Here is a 21712-nt window from a genome sequence, read left to right on the forward strand (position 1 = left end):
CTTGAGGAGCCCCATCCTTGGCCACCACCGCTCTGCCCCACACCACCCCGAACGACCTCTCCAGCGTCACCAAGACCCTGGATCTTCTCGCCCCGCGCTGGAGCGTGTGGGTGCTGATGACCCTCTCCTCCCAGCCGTTGCGCTACGCCGAGATCAAGCCCCGGCTGCCGTGGCTCGCCGACGGCCAGCTCCACCCCCGGCTGCGCCACCTCACCAACACCGGCGTCGTCGAACGCACGGAGTACGCCCCGCGCCACGTCACCTACGGCCTCACCGGCCGCGGCGCCGAGCTGATGCCCGTCCTGGCCGTGATCGCCTCCTGGGGCGACACCCACCTGGAGAAGAAGCTCGTCGCCAGCAAGGCCACCGGCACCATGGAGCTTGAGCGAATCCCCCCGGCCCAGAACATCGACGACACTCTCGCCCTGATCGCCCCGCGGCACGCCACCCCGATCCTTATGACCCTGCAGGCCCGGGGCAGTGCGAGCGCCAAGACCCTGGCCACCGAAGCCATGCCCGGCTACGGGCTGACCGCCGTCTACAAGCCCCTCGACCGTCTGGTAGCCGACGGCCTCGTCACGGCCACCGGCAGCGGCGACTTCCAGCTGTCCGCCAGCGGCCAGGCACTCGCCCCCCTCTTCCAGGCCATCTCCTCCTGGGCTGCCCTCCCTCCCGCCGAGACCGACCCGCTTCGCCGGCGGGGGCCCGCCCCGTCCCAGACCCGCTCCGGCCCGTGGGCGACCACCCCGACCCGCCATCCGGCGCCCGCAGTTCCAGCTGCACCCTCTGCCGGCCCCGCCCTGGCCACCACGCCGCCGGACGGCCCGGCATGGAAGTCCAACGACCTCTTCTCCCACCAGATACCCGCCCGCCCCATCACCCCGGCAGGAGGCCCGCGCCGATGACCGCCTCCCGGCCCTCCAGCCTCCTGCGTGAATGCCGCGCGATCCGGACCCTGACCCTGCCGGGCCTGATACGGCTGGTCACCGAGATCGACGACAACGGACCCATCAGCCGCCAACGCGGCAGCCTGCAGGGCGCCCTCGGCGACCTCACCACCGGACAACTGCGCCACGCCATCGACACCGCACGCGACCTCGGCCTCATCCACGCCCGAGGACACGCCTTGGCCCGCTACCAGCTCACCACGAGCGGCAAGGACCTCGCCGAGGTGTACGACACCGCAGCACGCTGGGCCCGCACCCGCCAACTCCCCAGCCGCACAAGTGACTTCGTCGCGCGCGTGCAGCACGCCCTCCAGATGCAGGACGGCGGCCCGGAACACCCCGGCGCAGCGTCCGAACCGTCGGCCCCGCACGAGGCACTGTCCGACTGGCTTAAGGCGAACCCCCACGCACTGCGCCAGGACGTCGCCTACTCCTCCCACGCGGCGCAGGAATCGGGGCGCGCTGCGTGAGATCCCGTGTCGGACCCTGGCATGCCCGCCGACCGGTCCCCACTCTGCTGCGCGGCATCTACCTGCCGCGCGGCACGGACGCCGCAGCGTTCGCCATGGCCACCTACGGCATCCCGCTGCTGGTGCTGGCCACCACCGACTCCGCCGCCCTGACCGGCCTTGCCTTCGCCCTGGAATGGGTCCCTCGCGTGGGCGCGTTCGCCTTCGCCGGGACCCTGGTCGACCGCCACGGCACCACCGCGGTGCTCCGCTTGGCCTCCGCCGGCCGGGCTCTTGTCGTCCTGGCCGCCGCGTTCATCTTGCCCACGCAAGCAGTGGGCCTCGGCGCGACGGTCACCGTCATGCTGCTCGCGGCGTCCACCGGGATCCTCACCGAATGCTCGTACATCGCGGTCGAGACTGCGGGCGGGGTCGCCGCCCGCCAGGCCGACGCCCACGCGCACCGCGTTCAGTCGGTGCTGCTCGGCATCGACCAGGTCGCCACCTTGTTCGGCCCCGCAGTCGCCGGGCTCCTGCTGCAGTGGGTCGGCGCCGCCGGGATGCTGACGGTGATCGCCGTCTTCTCGCTGCTCACCAGCGTGCTGGCCCCGCGCCAGTACCTCCGGGCCAGGCCCGCCGAGCCGCAGCCGGTCGTTAAGGGGCTGCACACCGGCTGGTCGACGCTGCGGTCCCTGCCGGCCCTCGGCTGGCTGGTGACCGGACTGACCGTGTCCAACCTGACCGTCGGCCTGCTGCAGGCAGCCACCCCGGTGATCATCGTCAAACAGCTCGGACACTCCACGGCCGACGTTGGCCTCATCTGGTCGGTCGCCGCCGTCGCCTCTCTCATCGCGGTCGCCCTGTGCCGCCGGTCGATGGACCGCTTCGGCCTGTGGCCGGTCGGCGCCGTGTCCGCCACGATCGCCGCCTCCGCGTGCCTGGCCGTCTCCTTCACTGACACCTACGGCAGCTATCTCACCCTGATCGCCGCCGTCATGGCCGGCGAGGGCGGCATGACCGTCGTGCTGCGCACCCTGCGCTCCCGCCTCATCCCCACCCAGGTGTTCGGCGCCACCCTGTCGCTGACCATCCTGCTGCTCCTGCTGCCCTTCCCCCTCGCCGGTGTCCTCGTCGCCACCGTGCCGCCCGCCCAGCTCGGCCACGTGATCACCATCTGCGCCGCACTGCAGGCCCTGGGCCTCTTCGCCGCCTTCGCCCGGCTGCGCACCACCCCCGCCCTGCGCACCTCCTTCGCCTGACCGCCCGGTCACCCTTCCGCTCACCCCCGGAGACCGCTGCCATGCCCACGTCCCACACCGTTGCCGACCCCTACGCCCTGCCGGTAACCCGACCGTCGTTTCGTGCGGGCTCGCGCCCGACACTGACCGACCGGTTCTTGGCCTTCGACGCCGAGCACCCGTACGTCTACCGCGCGCTGGAGCGCCTGACGGCCGACCGGCTCGCTGCCGGCACCTCCCGGGTCGGGCTGAAGGCGTTGTTCGAGAACCTGCGCTGGCAGCTGCCCGCGGGCGTGCGTGGTCTGAACAACTCCTTCAGCGCTCTGTACGCCCGCAAGTTGATTGAGGACCACCCGCAGTGGGCGTTCGCGTTCGAGCTGCGCCGCCGTCGCACCCCCTGATCCAGGCGCCATGCCTCAACTCTTCGTTCCCTCGCACTGTTTGGAGCCTTGTTGTCCTCTCGTCCCGTCGTCCTGGTCGTTGCCGCCGCCGACATGGAGGCCCAGGCATATCGCGGCACCTGCCTGGAGAACGTCGCCGCTCACTACGACGTCGTCCTGATCTCCGGTGCCGCACCGACCTGGGAGAAAGAGCGCCTCCTCGACTACGAGGTCGCCGACCCCGCCGATCAGGCGGCGCTGATGGCGGCCGGGCGCGCACTCGCCGAGCGGCACACGCTCGCCGGCGTGATGACGTGGACCGAGTGGTACCTCGTCCCTGTCGCCCGCCTGGCCCGCCAACTCGGCTTGCCCACCACTGCGCCGGAAGCCCTTCAGGGCTGCCGCAACAAGCACACGAGCCGCAGCCTGTTCGCCCGCCACGGGGTGCCCTCCACCACGTTCGTCAGCGTGCGCACCGAGCACGAGGCGGCAGCTGCCGCCCGGCGCATCGGCTTCCCCGTCGTCCTCAAACCCGCCGCGCACGCCGCAAGCATGGGCGTCATCCGCGTCGACACCGCCGACGAGCTGCCGGTCGCGTACGCCTTCGCCGCCAAGACCGCCAGCCACGGAGTGGAGAGCACCCAGGTCCTGGTCGAGGAATACCTCGACGGCCCGGAGATGAGCGTCGAGTGCGCCACGTATCAGGGGCAGACCACCGTCGTCGCCGTCACCCGCAAGACCGTCGGCATGCCGCCCCACTTCGAGGAACTGGCGCATCTGGTCGACGCGAACGACCCACTTGTTGCCACCGTGGCCCCGGCCGCCGTGGCGGCCATCGATGCCCTCGGTGTCACCGACGGGGTCAGCCACGTCGAGATCCGTGTGGTCGACGGCCGCCCCCGCCTCATCGAGGTCAATGCCCGGATCGCCGGTGACATGATCAGCCACCTCGTCCACCTGGCCACCGGCGTCGACCTGGCTCGCTCCGCCGCCGACATCGCCTGCGGCCGTACCCCTGACCTGACGCCCACCCGCCACCAGGCCGCGGCGATCCGCTTCATCTACCCCGCCTACTCCGGCACCCTCACCGTCCGCCATGTCACCGAACCCGTCGGGGGAGTGGAGTGCGTGCGCTTCCAGCGACAGGCTGGCGACCAGCTCGTGCTGCCACAGGACGGCGGCGATCTGTTCACCGCCCGCATCGGCTACCTGATCACCACCGGGCCGACCGCCACCCTTGCTCAAACCCGTGCCCAGGAGGCGTACCGCAACCTCGACATCCAGGTGGCCGCCGCTACGCAGACGGCCCCGGCCACAGGGGAGTACGCCGCGTGAACCAGAGCGCGGCGCCCGAGCTGGCGCGCAGCCGCCGACTGCTGACCGGCTACTTCGCCGGCCTGGGCGTGCTGATGGCCGTATGGGGCGCGCGCATACCCGCCGTCCAGAACACCGCCGAGGTGAGCACCGCTGGGCTCGCCCTGGTCCTGCTGGCCGCCGCCCTCGGCATGGTCGCCGGACTCCAGACCGGCGGACGCCTCGCCCACCCGGCCCGCCTGCCCTCGCTGCTCACCGGCGGCGCCATCGGCCTCGCCGCCTGCCTCGCGGCCCTCGGGGCCTGCCGCAGCCTGCACACCCTCCTCGGGGCGGCGTTCGTCTTCGGCGCCGCGCACGGCGTCCTCGACGTGGCCGCCAATGCCGCAGCGGTCCGCTGCCAGGCCGGCCACGGCCGCCCCATCATGGGCCGACTGCACGCGAGTTTCAGCCTCGGCGCCCTCACCGGCGCCGCGCTGGCCGCGGCCACCGCCCACACCTCACACACCGTCCTGTTCGCCGGCGTCGCAGCCACCGCCACCGTGGCGGCAGGGGCAACGGCGCGGCTCACCCGCACTCTCGCCAGCCCCGAACTCGAGCCCGTCCACCACCGCGTGGCACCGGGCATGGACCAGCGCGAGGGTCTGTCGCGGCCCCGACTGTGGCTGCTGGGCGCGCTCGCGGCAGCAACCCTGCTGGGCGAGGGCGCCGCCGCCGACTGGGCGGCCATCCACCTGCACGACCTCGGCGCGACGGCCACGACCAGCGCTGCGGCGTACGGCTTCTACAGCGCCGCCATGGCCGCTGGCCGCCTCGCCGGAGACCGGCTCACCACCCGCTTCGGCGCTCCCGCCGTCGTCCGCGCCGGCGCAGCCCTGGCTGCGCTCGGCCTCGCCGCCGGCCTGACAGGCTCCACCATCGCCTTCGCACTGCTCGGCTGGACGGCCTTCGGCCTGGGCCTGTCCGTCACCGTTCCCAGCCTGATTACCGCCGCCGGTATCGGCGGGCCCCGTGCGGTCGCCACCGTCGCGGTCACCGGCTACGTCGGCCTGCTTGTCGGACCCGCCCTCATCGGTGCCCTCACCACCGTCACCGCCCTGTCACACGCGCTGCTGCTGCCCGCCCTCCTCGCCGCTGCCGTCGCCGCCCTTGCCCCCAAAGCCCTGGAGAAACCCACCCCTTGACCCACACCTCCGTCTCCCCGACCGGCGTGGACGCCTTGATCCTCGACTACAACGGGGTTCCGGGCCTACAGCCCACCACCGGCATGTGGACCCGGCTCGCCGACCTCGCCGAGTGGCCCGACCTGCATCTCCCCTCTTTCCAAGAAGCCTTCTGGGCTCCCCGGAACGCGTACGACGCGGGGGAGTTGAGTGATCTCGCCTACTGGGCGAAGGTGCTCGGTCACCACCCCGGCCCGCGCTGGCTGCGCACCCTGCGCGACGCCGATACCGCCATGTGGACCCGTACCGACCCGCGCGTCCTCGACATCCTGTACCGCGCCCGGGCCGCGGGGCTGACGATGGTGCTGCTCTCCAACGCCCCGGCCCACCTCAGCAATGTCCTGGACGCCACCGACTGGCGGCGCGAGCTGATGACCGACGCCCTCTACTCGGCCCGCCTGGGCCTGTGCAAGCCCGATTCGGCCGCGTACGCACAAGCCCTAGCAGCCACCGGCATCGCCGACCCGTCACGCGTGCTGTTCGTCGACGACCGTGACGACAACTGCCGGGCCGCCGCCGAGCTGGGCCTGCGCACCCTGCACTACACCGGCCAACCCGTAGATCTGGAACAGCAGTTGCTGCCCGTCCCGGCCAACAGCACCCGTTCTTGATCCACAGGCCGCGCCGCCTCCATCACCCCGACCCCATGACTTTCGTGCCCGACACCGAAGAGATCGACGGTGACGTCTACGTCTCGCCCCGCCCTCTCGCCGGCAGCACTTTCACCGGCGACCCCGCGCTGAAGCCGCTGCTTGCGCTCGGTTTTGATCTCCGTCACGACGACCTTGGCAACGTCTACGTCACCGCGCCCGACCACCGCGTCCGACTCGGGTACCTGCCGGAGGGAGACGACGACGGATTGTGGAGGATCAACGCCTACCGCGACCGTTTCGGCCCGCCTGCGTGGGGCGTGAGTTTCAGCGACTCCGCGCCCACCGAGTTCGTGACCGCCTTCACCACCGCCCTCGCCCGGGCATGCGCCGCGGGCCCTGACACCTATCTTGCCCCGCCCGACCTCAGGGATCCCGAACTCGGCGCCTTCGACGCCGTCGTCCCGCTGATCAAGAACGGCTGGCAGTTCCAGCACCCGCGTGGGGGCGTGATGGAACTGCAGTCCCCCGACGGGATGGCCACCTGCGAATACACCACAGGCCGGCTCGACCCGGGAAAGGAACTGACCACCCTGGAGGCCCGATGGCACCTGTGGGGCGGGCCGAAGAGCGGCTACGCCCGCTGGTATGCCACCGCCACGACCGACACCCCCATCGCCTTGGTGAAGGCCATCAGCCGGAGTGTGTCCGACCCGGCGCCCCTGCCGCGCTGGAAGGATTCGATGCTCCCTCGGCTGCGCGAGGCCGCCCGGTTGACGCCGGTCGCTCCTCCCGGGCCGCCCGTGCCGACGCCGCTCGACATGCGTCGAGCCGTCGGCCACCGCCCTCCGGCGCTCACTGCCCGCAGCGTGCCGCGCTGGAGCACCACCACCACGCCGCCCGCCGCAACCGTCGCTCCGCGGACAGCTGCGCGCCGCTGACACACCAGCACATGCTGCCCTGCGACCAGCGATTCCCGCCTGTTGAACGGTTCTTGTGTCGCTCAGCCCGCTGGACGATCTCGACGATCATGACGTGGTCGAGGTCCTGCCCCGTCACCTGGCCGGTCCTGGCATCCACGACCTCGTCGACGTGTGGCCCTTCCCCTTCGATCAGGGCTGGACCCTCCACCACTCCGAAGACGGTCCGGCCATCGTCATCAGTCCCGGCATGCGTCTGCTCGCCGGGCACGTACCGTCCGAGGATCACGTGCGCGGTGGCGAGTGGCTGGTCGCCGCGCACCAGGACCCCTTCCGGCCGGCGACCTGGACGGCAACGCTCGACGCCAGCACCCCTGTCGAACTCGTCCGCGACCTGTACGCCGAAGTGCTCGCGCTGTGCGAGGCAGATAGGCGGGGCGAACGAGATCTGCTGCGCCCAGACGACGTCCGCCCCCAAGACGTATACCTGCCGCTCCTCACCGCCAGCTGGCACCACACGGTAAAGACGGACGGGGTCCAGTACTTCTGCAGCCCGGACGGCTACGGCGTGCTGCAACACGCCTACGTGCACAAGAACGTGGCTGCACCCCTCTGGTCCGCGTGGGGCGGGCTACCGGACCACCCGCTCTGGAAGGCCAGGTTCTCCTCCGCCGTGCCTGCCTCCCTGGTCGCGGCGTTCGCCTCCTCCCTGGCCTTACCCGTGCCGCTCGCCCGCGCCGTGTGGAATATTCCGGCCGACACCCGCCTCCATCTCGCCCTCCCCTCCGCTCTGACCGTTGCCGCCGCGCACCAGGGCGTCCCGACACAGAGCCGAGCGTCGGCACCCTCGTCGCCGACCCTGCCGTCCGCACACGCCGGGGCCAGCTCCCCGGCCACCGGGCCCGCGCCGTCCGCTCGTCCCGCCACGCCAGCTGGCCGACCCAGGTAGCCGCCCCGCCGAACCGTCCGCTGCCGAGGAGTACCACCACCGTTGTCCCTGCACGCCCAGCACTTCTTCACCGACTTGCTCGACCTGCCCGTCCACGAACGACGGGTGATCGGCGATGCCTGCTACGCGGTCATCGCGCCCGACTCGCCGCTGCGGCTGCGCATTGAGTTCGCCCAGACCATCCGAGAACGTGAGTACGGCGGACTGCGCCTGAGCATCCTCCACCCGGACCGCGGCGCCCTCGACCACGCGTACCTGTCCTTCGCCGACCAGGGCACGTTCGCCGTCCGGGATGCCCGCCTCGGCAAACAGCCCGGACATGACGGTTACGGCGTCGTACGGGACTGGCACGACGACGACACCTCACCCTGGATCGGCGCCGCCGTCATACCCCTGAGCCATGCCATCCAGGACTACCTGAAGGTCTGGACGCCCAAACCGTCCCCGCCCAGCAGCGCCGACAGCGCACGGCGGCGACCGGCTCAGCTCGATACGGATCCTGAGCCGTCCCGGGGATGCTGGCTCACAGACGCCGACTTCCTCACCCGCCTCCACCAGGCCACCCCCCTCTGGCTGGACATCGTCGACAGCGTCCTCGACGACGGACTTCCCCTCAGTCAAGCACTGACCGGCAGCCGCGAGCACGCTGCCCAACTGCTCGAAATTCCACCGGCGTTCGGCCTCCTGATCGAAGCCGAGGCCGCGGCCCGGATCGTGCATGCCGCTGGCCTACCGGCGGGCACACTGCGCGGTGCCTCCGTCGCGCAGGGCCTATCGCACATCGCGACGCTGCCCATCGAGGACCAACACCACCTCGTCCGGGCCGCCGCCCGCGGAAGCACGATCGACGCCCCCGCGCACCATCCAGGGCAAACCCGTCCGACCCCGCCGCCCCAGCCGTCGCTGGCCCGTACCCGCTGACCGGCACTATCCCGCTTGCATCGACGGGCAGCCCTGCCCGCGTCCCCTCCAGGAGAGTTTCTTCTTGCCTACCCGTTCCGCCCGCCGCCTGTCCGCCGTGGCCGTCACCGTTGCCACAGTGACCGGCGCGGTGGCCTTGGCCCCAGCCGCCTCCGCGAACACCCCCGAGCCGACCCCGTCCACGTCCGTCACTCCGCTGAGCGCGGCCGGGAACGGCGGCGTCACCATCCTGAAGAAGGACCCGGGCGGCGATGTTGTCGCCGGCGCCACGTTCACCCTGCTCGACTCCACCGGTAAGCAGGCCGCCGGCGGCACCACCAACGCGGAGGGCCAGCTGGCCTTCCAGGACCTCGCGCCTGGTGTCTACCGGCTCAAGGAAGTCGCCAGCGGCAGCCCGTTGCACGAGGTCGTCGACGACCAGGACGTCATCGTCACCCCGGGTGCCGACACCCCGCTGACCATCATCGACCCGTTCAAGCCCGCCTCAGTTCGGCTGAAGGCCAGGGACGACAAGACCGGCAAGCTGCTTGCTGGATCCACGGTCAACATCGGCAGCGGCGACAAGACCATCCGGACGCTGACGACCGGCTCCGACGGAACGGCCAGCGGCAAAGTACCTATCAACTCCCGCACCGGCAGCGACTTCTGGGTCGAACAGGTGAAGGCGCCCGCTGGCTACGAGATCTACACGTCCGTGAAGGAATTCAAGGCCAAGCCGGGCGATCCCGTGACCGTGACCGTCACCAACGCCAAGACCGTCACCACCCCGCCGCCCACGGAGAAGCCGACCGATAAGCCAAGCAACCAGCCGACCCCGGACAAGACCGACAAGGATGAGGACAACCCGGCGCCGTCCGCCTCGGGTACCCCTGCCTCCGACGAGACCGCGTCGAGCACCGCGGTCCCCGCCTCTGCGGGCTCTCTCGCGCATACCGGCGCCGACGCCACCCCGTGGCTGATCGCCGGGGCCGGAGTCCTGATCGCTGCCGGCGGAGGCGCCCTCTTCGCGGCCCGTCGCCGGCGCGCGGACAACTCCACCGACGACGGCTCCACCATGAGCTGACCTCACCCGCTTCACTCCGCAAAGCCTCCGGAAATCGGATCGTTCGATTCCGGGGGCTTTGTCGTGGGCGCTTAGGTGGGGCCTGCTGATGGAGGCGCCAATTGGACGCTCTGGTCTGACGTTCCGGGCGGAAAGGCCAAAATCCTCGACCGGGTGACCAGGGTAGGCGGCGCTGCTGATGGGGAATTGCATGACCGCCGGCAGACCTGGCCACGCCAGCCAGCCAGGTCCAGCAGGAGGCGGGTGGATGCCTCGGCGACCGCCGCGGTCTTGCCGGTGGTGAAGGCATCCATCATCGGGTCCAGGGTCTGGACGAAAGTGGGGGTAGCGAGGGCTAGACCCGTCCGATTTCCGGACCTCGCACATCGCGTGCGGGGTGCCTGCACAATAGCTTTGACTAACCGTCAGATCACGAAGGGCCGCACCATGGATGACGCCTCCCGATATCGGCGGTGGACGCCGCGCACCACCCCGACTGATGTGGCCGACGGCGGCAAGCGGGGCCGCGCAGTCCGCATCCGGGCTACCGCGGCGACCGCCGCCGCCCGTGTCCGCGAGCAGGCTGTGAAGGCCGCCATGGTCGCCCGCCCGCACGTTGTGCCTATCGTCACCACCGTCGCGGCAGTCGCCGTCACCTCCTTGTTCTCCTCCGTCCGCGACGACGGCCGGCCAACCGGCCGGGGCCCGTCGCCGTCCCCGCAGTGCCAGCCGACCAGCGGGGGCCTGTCCTCGTCGTGCCGGGAGTGTGGGCGCCCCCTCACTGACGAGCTATCCCGTCTGGCCGGGTACGGGCCGACCTGCGCCCGTTATCTGCTCATCTGAGTACGTTGCGGCATAGGGAGTCCCTGCTCGACGAGCAGGGGCTTCATTCGCGCTCGGAGCGCGATCGTGGAGGGGTGCGGGCAGGCAGCGGGCGTCGTGGACCAGTCAAGGACGCCGGTGCCTGGACGGCCACTGTGGGCCGTCTTACCGAGGCTGCTGAACCGAAGTCTGGAACGTGAGACGTAGCGCAATTCTGGAGCGGGCATCCGGCCGCTCCTGACGTTCCTCTCGGCGCGGAGGGGTGCCCCGGGGCAGAGCGAACCGGCGAGTTTTCGTTGACTACCGGGGCTGGCGGTGCCGGGTGATCGAGAACCCTCAAGGTGTCGGAGCGGAGTGCTGGTCATGCGCCAACCAAGCACCAGGCCAATACGCCTGACGGCGCATTCATCCAACATCGTAAGATCTCGGCATCACGATCCTGGGGGGCCTTGTCCAGCACAGAGCAGCACGAAGAGTCGTCGCCGGACCGCCTGCCGTTCGAATCGGTGTTCAGTACGGTCTTCAACGGATGGGCTTTTGACCGTCGGGCCGCAGACGGCGCCTGCGGGCCGGCCGACTCGGACGCTGTCCGCCTCATCTGGCTGAAAAACATTGGGCGAGATGGTGTGATCGCGGAACCGGATCCGGAAGTCGATGACTGGCGCAACGATGCGCCGGAGCGGCTTCGTCTCCGCGCCGGCGACATCTTGCTGTCATCGGTGATTTCCGGTCGGCCGAAGGCTGCTCTAGTACAGGAAGCCGATCTACCGGCCGTTGCTGTGCGCAGCCTCTTCGTGCTCCGCCCGACCAAATCCTTGTCGCCGGAGCACGCCCGTCTAATCCTCGCGTTCCTGCGCTCCGATACCGTCGGAGATCTCAAAGCCGGGACATCCGGGCAACAGCACCTCAGGCTCTCCTCGGTCAAGGCGCTGGACCTGCCGAATGAAGACCAGGCGCTGTCCGCAGCTCTGGCAGATCTTGCTGCCGCCGGGCAGCGGCTGGGTGAAATGGCGGCCGAAGCCGGCGCGCTTGCGCAGTCGGTCTTCGACAGGAACGGGAGCCCGGAGGAGGCCAGGCGGCGCATTATCACTACCGGCCAGCTGACCCGGCTCCGGTCTGTAGCTGCTGCCCAACTCGACGATCCGGACTTCATCGTCCGCACGCGATACCCCTATCCGATCGCCCTGCGCTGGCGGAACGTCGAAGCACAGAAGAGCGCGGACGGCCAGGACGATGCCCAGGCGAAGGAGTACGCGGCCGTACTCAAGGCCGCGGAAACCCTGCTTGGATACAGCGCGCTTCTCACGACCGCTCTGGCGCATGAGGCCGGCATCACCTGCAAGGCCATCAGAGCGTTCAACAAGAAGATCGCAACCGGGCCCGGCGGCCCCGGCTTCGGAGACTGGCAGCGCATCCTCCAGCAGATTCCAACAGCGGAGGGAATGTCCCGCCTTCCCCCCGAGCACCCCCTCCATGAGCTCGCAGTCTTCCTTGCGGACGACGAGGCCGAGGCAGCGTGCCGAAGCCTGGGCACCAAGCGCAACAGCAGGGCCCACGGGCGTGAAGACCTTCCCGCTGTCTCGGCCGCCAAGTTGAAGGAGGCTCAAGACGGCCTGCGCTTCCTCCTCGACCGAGCACGGTTCCTCGCTGACCTGCAGCTGCTCGATGTGACCAACGTGGTGTGGGATCCCCACGAGCAGTCGGACACCGTCACCTTTCGGCGGTTGATGGGCGACCACCCGGTCGTTCCCACAGAGAGCCTGTGTTACGCCGGACCGGAACGCATCGGCCACGTCCTGTACCTGGCTGACCGCGACCAAGGACTCCATCGGCTGAGCCCGTTCCTCACCTGCGAGAAGTGCAAGGACTGCGCTGCTCTGTCGCTGTTTCATGCCGACAAGGAAGAGGGGGTGCTGCTCCAGACGAGCCTCGACCACGGCCACTTCTACCCGTACGAGGGGGACGAGCGGGCGCTTCGAGCAGTCGGGCTCCGATAGCTCCGGACCTTGCGGCCGAACCGCTTCGCCGCGCGTGACGCCCGGCGGGCGTCACGATGGCCCTGTCGCGGGCGCGGGTGAGGCTTTGATTCCCTCGGATCGTCACCTGAATCGCCCCGGCTGATGAGCCCGGGTCAGGCCCGCGAGTGCGTGCGCGCGGTGCACGATCATGTTGACCGAGCCGCGGTCTCGCTCGATGTGTCCCTCCAGCAGCACCGCAGGGGCGCCGAGGACTGCCTCGCGCGTGCGTTCCCAGACCGGGGGAGAGAAGACCAGGTTGATCATGCCGGTCTCATCCTCCAGGGCACCGAACGCCACCCCCTTGGCCGTCGGGGGCCGTTGGATGTACTTGGCCAGTCCGCCGACCCGCACCCGGGTCTGGTCGGCCAGGTCACGCGCCTCGCGTGCGGGCAGCGCCCCCTGTGAGGCCAGCAGAGCACGGAGGTGCTGCGCCGGGTGGGCGGTGGCGCTGGCGCCAGAGGCATCGAGGTCGGCGGCAGTGGCCTCGGCCGTGGTCATGACCGGCAACTCCGGCGCGGGCGCCAGGTCGTCCAACCCCGGAAGGACGTCCTGGATCTCGCCCGTATAGGCGCCGGCCGACCACAGGGCGGTGCGCCGGTCCACGCCGAGGCCATCGAACGCCCCGGCGGTGGCCAGCTGCTCCATCAGCTTCGCCGACAGCCGCGTGCGGCGGGCGACGTCGGCCACCGAGCGGAACGCCACGGTGCCGCGCGCGGTCAGGATCCGCTCGGCGATCTCCTCGCTGATCCCGGTCACGGAGGTCAGTCCGCGGCGGATCGCCGGCCGTCGCTCCGGCTGATCGGCGTGAGGCTCGAGCGTGGCGTGCACACCGGAGCACTGAATGTCGCCACCCCGGACCTCGATGCCGTGCTGCTTGGCATCCTGGATGAGCGTCTGCGAGTCGTAGAAACCCATCGGGAGATGCGCCATAATCCCCGCAAGCATGGCGTGCGGAAAGTGGTACTTCACCCAGGCGCTGGCATAAATGATGCCCGCCATCGACTGGGCGTGAGACTGCGGGAATCCATAATCCGAAAACGCTTCTATCATGCCCACAATGCGCTCGGAGGCGGCTTGGTCGATTCCCTTGGCAGTCATCCCGGCAAGTAGTCGTCCGCGCAGCTGTGCCACCTTTTCGGGAGAGTGCTTGGCGGCCATCGCCTTACGGAGACGGTCCGCCTCGCCCGGGGTAAAACCTGCACAGTCGATGGCCAGGGCCATGGCCTGCTCTTGCCACAAAGCGACCCCGAGAGTTTTGGAAAGTGCTGGTTCGGCGAGCGGGTGCGGATAGGTTACGGGCTCCAGGCCGGCCCGTCGCCGCAAATACGGATGTTTTGAGCCGGCCTGAATTGGGCCCGGCCTGATGATTGAGGCGGCCACTGCGAGGTCCTCGAAACATCGGGGCTGAAGCTGCGGCAGGGTCGAGACCTGCGCCCTTGACTCGGCCTGGAACACGCCTATGGTTTGACCTGCGGCAATCATGGCGTACACGTCCGGGTCGTCCTGCGGAATCGAGGCCATGTCCAGTCTGATTCCGTGGTGTTCGGCTATGAGGTCGCATGCGGTGTGCAATGCGGCCAACATGCCCAATCCTAGGATGTCAATTTTCAGAAGATGGGCGGCGGCAACATCGTCTTTATCGCCTTGCAGTACCGAGCGGCCTTCTCGGGTGGCCCATTCGACCGGAATGATTTCCCCGATGGGCTGGCGGGTCAGCACCATCCCTCCGACATGGATACCCAAATGCCGTGGCAGGGTGTGTAGTTGTCCTGCGAGGGAGCGTACATCGGCGGGGATGTCGACCTCGGGTCCGGGCGGTTCGTGGTGAATATGGCGGGTCATCTCATTGATCCGTGCCATGGGATAACCGAGGGCGCGTGCTGAATCCCGCACACTCAGGCGGGGTTGGTAGGTGATGAGGTTCGCCACCTGTGCGCAGTGCGACCGGCCGTATTTGGCATACAGGTACTGGATCACCTCCTCCCGGCGGTCGTTCTCGAAATCGATGTCGATGTCCGGGTCGGTCTTTTCGGCGTGCAGAAATCTCTCAAAGAGCAGGCCGTGCTTGAGTGCGTCGACCGAGGTGATGCCCAGCGCGTAGCAGACCACCGAGGAGGCGGCGCTGCCGCGCCCCTGGCACCAGATCCCCTGCTCGGCCGCGTACCGCGTGATGTCCCAGCAGATCAAGAAGTAGCCCTGCATGCCCATGTCGGTGATCACGGACAGTTCGTAGTCGAGCTGTTTCCACGCCGCCCCGGCTGCCGGGGCGGTACGCGGCCCGTACCGGCGGGCGCAGCCTTCCTCCGCGAGGTGGCGCAGATAGCTGCCGGGGGTGTGCCCGGCGGGCACCTCGAAGTCCGGCAGCTGCGGGCGCAGTTTGCTCAGGTCGATGACGCTGCTGCGGGCGAGATCGACGGCGGATGCGATGGCCTGCGGGTAGCGGGCCATGAGGATGCGCATCTCCTCGGCGGTGCGCAGATGCGCCGTCGGGGCCGGCGGCAACTCCCCGATCGCGGTGTCGAGGTTCTCGCGGCGGTGCAGCGCGGTCAGCGCCGCCGCCAGCCGCGCAGAACGCGGGGCCGCGTAGCGGACCGCGTTCGTGGCCACCACGGGCAGTCGCCATCGCTGCGCCACCGCGTGCACGGCGGCGTTGCGCGGGCCGTCTTCGGGCAGCCGGTGATCGACGAGTTCGGCGTGCAGGTGGGTGCGGCCGAAGAGGTCCACCAGCCGGTCCATCCGGGCATGGATGGCGTCGGTGTCGTACGCCGCCTCGCCGACGGCGGGGCAGCCGGTGAGGATCGCCCACTGGCCCTCGTGCGCGGCAGCCGACAGCGCGTCGAGGTCGTAGACCGGGGCGCCCTTGGCACCGGCCAGCTGCCCGGCGCTGATCGCCGCGGACAGCCGAGTGAAGCCCAGCAGGCTGCGGGCGATCACCACGATCGACCCGAGGCACTGGTCCAGGGTGAGTTCGGCGCCGTAGATGGTGCCGATGCCGTACTCGCCCGCGGCCTCCGCCAGACGTCTCGCGCCGTAGAGCCCGTTGGTGTCGGTGATCGCCAGGGACTCGATACCGAGGCGGACGGCCTCGGCGACCAACGCCTCCACGTGGTTGGCGCCGAAGAGGAACGAGCCGGCGGAGTGCACGTGCAACTCTGCCCAGCCGCCGCCCACGGGCGTCGGCGCGGCGCGCCTGCCGGGGAAGTGCAGCACCTTCCCGCGAGGGTCAGCCATAGAGCGCCTCCACCGCCCATCGGCCGTCTCGGATGTGCAGCAGCCAGGCGCGGCCGTCCGCGCAGGCGACCTGCAGGCGCGCAAGGCGGCGGGCCTGGGCGGGGATCCACCAGTCCTCCAGCACCGGCCACGGTCCGGTCCACCCGGTCACAGCCACCGGCGCGGCGCCGTCGATGGACAGCGCGGCCGGGGCCTGGGTGAGCAGGGTGCGTCCGCTCACCCCGACCGGGCCGCCATCTGCCCCGATCACCTGGGCCGGGCGCGGCGTGCGGTAGACGACGGCCGGGTGCGGGGCCGGCAGCCGGCCCGGCCACGTCCCCTCCACCAACGGACGCGAGCGCGCATCGCCGTACGGGATGTCCACGATCCGCTCGCCCGGACCGCGGCCTCCGGCGAGTTCCTGACGTACCACCGCGCGGTGTCCGAGCATCGCCTGCAGTTGCCCCGCGGCATGCTCCAGCTCCTCCGGCGCGATCCGCGGCCCGAACAACAACGACTGCCGCCCGGTCGCCGCCGACAGTCCCTCCGGGACCAGCCGCAGTGTGGTGATCCCCGCCGCGGAGGCGTTGAGTTGCCCGGTCTCGGCCCAGGCGGCGATCTGCCAGCGCACCCGTTCGGCGACCGCCAGCGCCGACAGCCGACCCTCGTGTCGCCACAGCCGCGACAGGCGCAGCCCGCTCGTGAGGCCCACTTCGACCTGCAGCCTGGCACACACCGCGCCGGCCCGCGCGAGGCGGGCGTGAAGCTGTTCGGCGAGGGCTTTGGCAATGAACGTGACCGGCTCGAGATTGTCCTCGGGCGGTTCGAACGCCTCGGCCACGCTGTAGTCACTATCCGCCCCGGATGTGTTGAGCGGCTGGGCCTCCTGGCCGCGGGCGGTGCGTTGTGCCGCGGCGCCGTCGTGTCCGAACCGGGCCAGCACCCGGTCACCCGGCAGCGCCGCGAACGCTCCCAAGGTGGTGATGCCCAGGCGGGGCAGCAGGTGAGACAGCCGTGGGCGGCCCAGCACCCCCACCGGATACGGGGCCAGGAAGTCCGCGGTCTGCCCGGCTGGCACCAGGTCCCCGACCTGCCCGGCCCGCACCGCCAGGGCGGCAGCGAACACGGTGTCCGCCGCGCCGGTACGTGATTCGACCCCGGCGCCGGTGAGTACGCATGTGATGTGCTCCACCAGGGCCTGCTCGCCGCCGAAATAGCGGGCGGGTCCGCGAGCGGGCACGGCGATCAGGCCGGGCCGCAGGACTTCCATGTGCGGAGCGACGCGCTTCTCCAGTAGACGCAGCACCGGCTCGAACGCCCGCACCTCCGCCTCGGGGTCCCGGTCGAGCAGCCTGAGCTGCGGACAGCGTCCGGATGCCTGGCGTACCCGCATCCCGCGCCTTACGCCCTGCCGGCGGGCCTCCCTCGAACAGGCCAACACCCGCTCCCGCGCGATGATCGCCACGGGCTCGTCGTGATCCGCGCCCGCGGCCATCACGGGCCAGTCCATCGTCCAGATCGCTAGTGCACGCACTTTCTCCGGATTATTCATCTGATGCAACACCCCTCCTGCAACGTCCGGTTCGCGACGTCGGGCGCGGAGCGGTGTGCTGTCGCCACGACCTGCGGGGTTGCCCCAACGCTGGCTCTAGCACAACAATGTTGCGGCTGATGCAACAGCGGGAGGTGGTATGCGCCGAGTGGACATGCCGGGCGCGGCGCACCTGGTGCTCGCTGAGGGGGTGATCCACCTCGACGAGGCCGCAGCGGTGTTCGAGGCGATGCTGGAGGGCTGGGCGAGGCAGCAGCAGAGCCGGTTCCTGCAGCCCGCAACGATCAATCCGCGGTTGTCGCTGCTGCGGCGCTTCCGGGACTTCAGTGGCGACTACCCGTGGAGTTGGGGGCCCGGCGATGTCGAGGACTTCACCGTGGCGCTGTGCGCCAAGCAGCGAGCTCACTCGACGATCCGGGGCTACCAGATGGACGTGGGCTTGTTCTGCGACTACCTCGTCGATGCCCGCTACGGCTGGCAGGCGACTTGCCTGGAACGCTTCGGCCAGGCCCCGGTGCAGATCTGCCACGAGTACAACACCGTCGCCCACCTGAATGAGTACGAGGGCCGTCCTGAGCGGCGGCCGATGACGCACGAGGAGCTGCAGGCGTTCTTCGATCATGCGGATGCCCGGGTGCAGCGGATCGTGGATAGGGGCCGTAAGGGCGCGATGGCGGCGTTGCGGGACGCGATGCTGTTCAAGGTCAAGTACGCCTGGGGGCTGCGCCGTCGGGAGCTGGTCCGCCTGGACCTTCCGGATCTGCGGCCGAATCCACACGTGCAGGAGTGGGGCCGGTACGGGTCGCTGCACGTGCGCTACGGCAAGGCGGTGCGCGGCAGTCCGCCGCGCCGGCGCACCGTGCTGAGCGTGCCGGAGTTCGACTGGGCGATCGAGGGCCTGACCCAGTGGGTGGAGGAGGCCCGGCCGCGGATGCGCGGGGCGGGGCATCCGGCGTTGTGGCTGACCGAACGGGCCAGCCGGGTGTCGGTGGACTACGTGGACACGCGGTTCGCCGAGCTGCGCGACGAACTCGGCCTGGACAAGGCCCTGGTGCCACATTGCCTGCGCCACAGCTACATCACTCACTTGATCGAGTTCGGTTATCCGGAACAGTTCGTGCGCGAGCAGGTCGGCCACCGCAGTGCGTCGGCGACGGCGATCTACACCTCGGTGAGCAACGACTTCAAAAACCAGGTACTGGCGCGGGCACTGGCCCGGGTCTACGCACCACAAGGAGGCGGCCCGCGATGACGCGGAAGATGACCTTTCACTGGCACCTGCGGCAGCTGATGGCCGCCCGGGGCATGTTCCAGACCTCCGATCTGGTGCCACGGCTCGCCGAGCGGGGCGTGCACCTGTCCCGTGAGCAGGTCTACCGGCTGGTCACCCAGCCGCCCCAGCGGCTGAACATGGAGGTCTTCGTTGCCCTGTGCGACATCCTGACCTGCACACCCAACGACCTCATCGAGCCGCTCGAACTCCCGCAGTCCCAGCGCCAGGACGCCGCGGCCGGCGACCAGCATGCCGGGAGCACCGGCGTCGGTGAGCTGCGGCCGGTACGCGCCCGGATCGTCAAGCCGCCCGAGGAGTCGAGCTGAACTACCAGCGGCCCCGCGGGCGCTGCACAGAGTGCCGGCGTGACGGGCTGGAGCTGCGCCTGGTCGGCGAGACCGGCGGGTTGTGCAAGGCGTGCTACGCGCGGCGGCGCCAGGAGCCGTGCATTCGCTGCGGACGGCTTCGGCCGGTGAACCGGCGCCTGGCCGAGGGGCCGCTGTGCCTGCGCTGCTACCGGCACGAGCTGGACGTGCAGGTGACCTGTATCCGCTGCGGCCGGCGCAGCTGGGCCGACTCGCGCACGCCGCAGGGCCCGTTGTGCGGCAGCTGCAGCCCACGCCGGCTGGTGCGCTGCGCACGCTGCCGGAACGTGCGCCCGGTCTTCCGCGTCGACCTGCCCGACAGCCCGATCTGTAAGCACTGCTACGGGGCGCTGTGCCGCTCGGTGCACCCCTGCCCGAGCTGCGAGCAGCCCACCGTGGTGATCTTCCCCGACCCGCGGGCACCGGGGCGGCGGGTGTGCGCGAGGTGCGCCGGGCGCCGTTCACCGTTCGCCTGCCGGCGATGCGGCAGCGAGGAGCACCACTACGGGCGCCACTGCGCGGCGTGCGTGCTGGCCGAGCGCGCCACCATGCTGCTCACCGCCCCGGATGGGGAGGTGCACCCACGGCTGCGGCCGGCGCTCGATGCGCTCCTGGCCACGGAGCGGCCCAAGTCGACGATCTACTGGATGCAGATCAGCAAGGCCGCTGTCCTGCTTGGGGACATGGCCGCCGGACGCGTGGCGATCAGCCACGAGTGCTTGGACGCCCTGCCGCGCACTGGCTGGGTGGACTTCCTGCGCGATTTCCTCGTCGTCGTGGGTGTCCTCCCCGAGCGCCAGCTCCACCTGGCCCGCCTGGCGCCGTGGCTGGACGGTCTGCTCGCCGACCGGCCGGCTGAGCAGGCTCGCATCGTGCGCACCTACGCCACTTGGCAGGTTCTGCGAAGGCTGCACGCCAGCTCCGCTACCGCGCCCGTCAGCTACGCCCGGGCGCACCGGGCCCGCTCCTGCATCAGCCGCGCCGCCGCTCTGCTGGCCTGGCTGGAGCAGCGCGGGCAGGATCTGCCCACCTTGCGGCAGGCAGATCTGGACCAGTGGCTGTGCGAGGTCCCCGGTGGGCGCAACTACATAGCGCCGTTCCTGACCTGGGCGCGCTCCCGCCGGCTGACCGGCGACGTGACCGTGCACCGGCCGCCGGAGAGCGAGCCGACCGCGGGGATGGATCACGACGACCGCTGGGCGCTGGTGAACGAGCTGCTGCACACCCAGTATGCGGCCATCGAGCTGCGCGTCGCTGGCCTGTTCGTCCTGCTCTTCGCCCAGCCGCTGTCCCGGATCAGCACTCTCACGGTCGGGGACGTACACCTGGGAGACCGCCGCGTCGAAGTCCGCTTCAGTACGGACATGATCGTCCTGCCGGATCCGCTGGCCGACCTGGTCCGCGACCTGGTCGGCCGCCGCGGCCACTCCAGCTACCCCGATCAGCAGCGCACCTGGCTCTTCCCCGGCGGCGCCCCCGGCCGGCCACTCACCGATCTCGCCCTGGGCCGGCGCCTTCGCGATCTCGGAATGCCCCGCATCCGCAGCGCACGCAACAGCGCCCTGATGCATCTGGCGGCCCAACTGCCGTCGCCGATCCTGGCCAGCCTGTCTCGGCGGTCGTGTTCTCACAGCACGAGAATCGGATATTTGTTCGATCCAGGCAAGGTGACCAGCCGGTATTCACCTGATCGGCAGCAAGCCGGCACCGGAGGTCGATCCAACTGGCCTTCCGGTGCGTGCTGTTGGCGAGGGGGCGCGTCGCGGGAGTGGTGCACGGCGCAAATCGAACGAACGCGGACTGAGCGTTGTTGTTGGCCGGCGGGCGGCCTCCATCAACCGCCGTATGGCAGAACTGCGCCAGACCCCGCGCAGCCCTGCACGAGCTGGCGCAACGAGCCGCCGACACCGAGCCGGCCTCGTGCACCGGCGCGGATATCTGCCGCATCATCAGCCCTCGTGCGTGAGACGCCTCGCCGCCAAGCGATCCGGGCAGCGAGTCGCGAGCCGCGCGGGATGATGGGGGTGTGCTGATCCGGATCGAGGCATCGCAACTGCCCGGCCGGGAGTGGGGGCAAGCACCCGGCTTTCCCGGTTGTCGCAACATCCATGTGGGCGTGCAGCGGCGGGAGCGGTGCGAGGAATTCCTCGACCTGCAACCGGGCGACGCCGCAGCGGCCACGCGGGCCCTGGAGGCCACCGCCAGGGCCACGGCATCGGGCTGGGACCTGCGTGGCCCGTACGTGCAAGGGCGGCCAGGCGGCCGTTTCATCTGCCTGTCCTGGGGGACGGTGGACGACGGTGTGTTCACGACGTTCCGACGCGGCAAGCTGTGGTTCAACGGCATCACGCCGGCGGTCTTGTACACCGCAGTAGAGCAAGGCTGCTCGTCGGCCGACTCGGCCTGACCGATCAGCGTGGCCACCCGCTGTGCGCGGCCGTCCGACCTCCCCTCATCGACTGGTCGGCGCCCACCCCCTGACGCCTGCCAGGCCGGTGTGGG

18 protein-coding genes and 1 pseudogene are annotated in these 21712 nt (G+C 70.2%); 17 read left to right on the top strand and 2 right to left on the bottom strand.

All coding sequences use genetic code 11. The annotated features are described in order from the left end of the window. Window positions 1-17: 17 nt before the first annotated feature. The 13 genes from OG266_RS38675 to OG266_RS38735 all read left to right on the top strand — a co-directional run bounded on the left by OG266_RS38675 (window position 18) and on the right by OG266_RS38735 (window position 12789). The gene (locus OG266_RS38675) at window positions 18-905 is read left to right on the top strand and encodes a winged helix-turn-helix transcriptional regulator (RefSeq protein ID WP_371551473.1); all 888 of its coding nucleotides are present in this window, start codon (window positions 18-20) and stop codon (window positions 903-905) included. Further along, complete coding sequence (locus OG266_RS38680; RefSeq protein WP_371551475.1) at window positions 902-1417, top strand: hypothetical protein; 516 nt, start codon at window positions 902-904, stop codon at window positions 1415-1417. The genes OG266_RS38675 and OG266_RS38680 overlap by 4 nt, the downstream gene beginning before the upstream one ends. Then, window positions 1414-2655, top strand: coding sequence for an MFS transporter (locus OG266_RS38685; protein ID WP_371551477.1), 1242 nt, complete (start codon window positions 1414-1416; stop codon window positions 2653-2655). Before OG266_RS38680 ends, OG266_RS38685 begins: the two co-directional genes overlap by 4 nt. 41 nt (window positions 2656-2696) lie before the next feature. Next, the gene (locus OG266_RS38690; protein WP_371551479.1) at window positions 2697-3035 is read left to right on the top strand and encodes a hypothetical protein; all 339 of its coding nucleotides are present in this window, start codon (window positions 2697-2699) and stop codon (window positions 3033-3035) included. Window positions 3036-3128: 93 nt separating this feature from the next. Further along, a complete protein-coding gene (locus OG266_RS38695) occupies window positions 3129-4349 on the top strand; it encodes an ATP-grasp domain-containing protein (RefSeq protein ID WP_371553113.1) in 1221 nt (406 codons plus the stop codon). After that, window positions 4346-5509: an MFS transporter gene (locus OG266_RS38700; RefSeq protein ID WP_371551480.1), complete on the top strand. Its 1164-nt coding sequence runs from the start codon at window positions 4346-4348 to the stop codon at window positions 5507-5509. The genes OG266_RS38695 and OG266_RS38700 overlap by 4 nt, the downstream gene beginning before the upstream one ends. Further along, the gene (locus tag OG266_RS38705) at window positions 5506-6159 is read left to right on the top strand and encodes an HAD-IA family hydrolase (protein ID WP_371551481.1); all 654 of its coding nucleotides are present in this window, start codon (window positions 5506-5508) and stop codon (window positions 6157-6159) included. Before OG266_RS38700 ends, OG266_RS38705 begins: the two co-directional genes overlap by 4 nt. 35 nt (window positions 6160-6194) lie before the next feature. Further along, a complete protein-coding gene (locus tag OG266_RS38710) occupies window positions 6195-7079 on the top strand; it encodes a DUF317 domain-containing protein (protein ID WP_371551482.1) in 885 nt (294 codons plus the stop codon). A 55-nt stretch (window positions 7080-7134) separates the two neighbouring features. After that, window positions 7135-8007 (top strand): DUF317 domain-containing protein, encoded by an 873-nt coding sequence (locus OG266_RS38715; RefSeq protein WP_371551483.1) that lies wholly within the window; start codon window positions 7135-7137, stop codon window positions 8005-8007. 42 nt (window positions 8008-8049) lie between these two features. After that, on the top strand, window positions 8050-8928 hold the full coding sequence (locus tag OG266_RS38720; RefSeq protein WP_371551484.1) for a hypothetical protein: 879 nt from the start codon (window positions 8050-8052) through the stop codon (window positions 8926-8928). Between the two features lie 64 nt (window positions 8929-8992). After that, window positions 8993-9991, top strand: coding sequence for a collagen binding domain-containing protein (locus tag OG266_RS38725; RefSeq protein WP_371551486.1), 999 nt, complete (start codon window positions 8993-8995; stop codon window positions 9989-9991). Window positions 9992-10417: 426 nt separating this feature from the next. Continuing rightward, window positions 10418-10813 (top strand): DUF6011 domain-containing protein, encoded by a 396-nt coding sequence (locus OG266_RS38730; protein ID WP_371551487.1) that lies wholly within the window; start codon window positions 10418-10420, stop codon window positions 10811-10813. 428 nt (window positions 10814-11241) lie between these two features. After that, window positions 11242-12789 (top strand): restriction endonuclease, encoded by a 1548-nt coding sequence (locus OG266_RS38735; RefSeq protein WP_371551489.1) that lies wholly within the window; start codon window positions 11242-11244, stop codon window positions 12787-12789. Between the two features lie 102 nt (window positions 12790-12891). On the opposite strand, the gene OG266_RS38740 is transcribed toward OG266_RS38735, so the two are convergent. Together OG266_RS38740 and OG266_RS38745 are read right to left on the bottom strand one after the other, a co-directional pair. Beyond that, window positions 12892-16041, bottom strand: coding sequence for an error-prone DNA polymerase (locus OG266_RS38740; protein ID WP_371551491.1), 3150 nt, complete (start codon window positions 16039-16041; stop codon window positions 12892-12894). After that, window positions 16034-17554, bottom strand: coding sequence for a DNA polymerase Y family protein (locus OG266_RS38745; protein ID WP_371551493.1), 1521 nt, complete (start codon window positions 17552-17554; stop codon window positions 16034-16036). The genes OG266_RS38740 and OG266_RS38745 overlap by 8 nt, the downstream gene beginning before the upstream one ends. Window positions 17555-17726: 172 nt before the next feature. On the opposite strand from OG266_RS38745, the gene OG266_RS38750 reads away from it, so the two are divergent. The 4 genes and pseudogenes from OG266_RS38750 to OG266_RS38765 all read left to right on the top strand — a co-directional run bounded on the left by OG266_RS38750 (window position 17727) and on the right by OG266_RS38765 (window position 21691). Further along, a complete protein-coding gene (locus tag OG266_RS38750) occupies window positions 17727-18824 on the top strand; it encodes a tyrosine-type recombinase/integrase (protein ID WP_371553115.1) in 1098 nt (365 codons plus the stop codon). After that, window positions 18821-19171: a helix-turn-helix domain-containing protein gene (locus OG266_RS38755; protein WP_371551494.1), complete on the top strand. Its 351-nt coding sequence runs from the start codon at window positions 18821-18823 to the stop codon at window positions 19169-19171. The genes OG266_RS38750 and OG266_RS38755 overlap by 4 nt, the downstream gene beginning before the upstream one ends. A gap of 146 nt (window positions 19172-19317) precedes the next feature. Next, complete coding sequence (locus OG266_RS38760) at window positions 19318-21243, top strand: hypothetical protein (RefSeq protein WP_371551496.1); 1926 nt, start codon at window positions 19318-19320, stop codon at window positions 21241-21243. Continuing rightward, a pseudogene (locus tag OG266_RS38765) lies at window positions 21237-21691 on the top strand (DUF5990 family protein). Before OG266_RS38760 ends, OG266_RS38765 begins: the two are co-directional and overlap by 7 nt. The last annotated feature ends 21 nt before the right edge of the window (window positions 21692-21712 follow it).

Origin of the sequence: Streptomyces sp. NBC_00554, from assembly GCF_041431135.1 — a bacterium.
Taxonomy (GTDB): domain Bacteria; phylum Actinomycetota; class Actinomycetes; order Streptomycetales; family Streptomycetaceae; genus Streptomyces.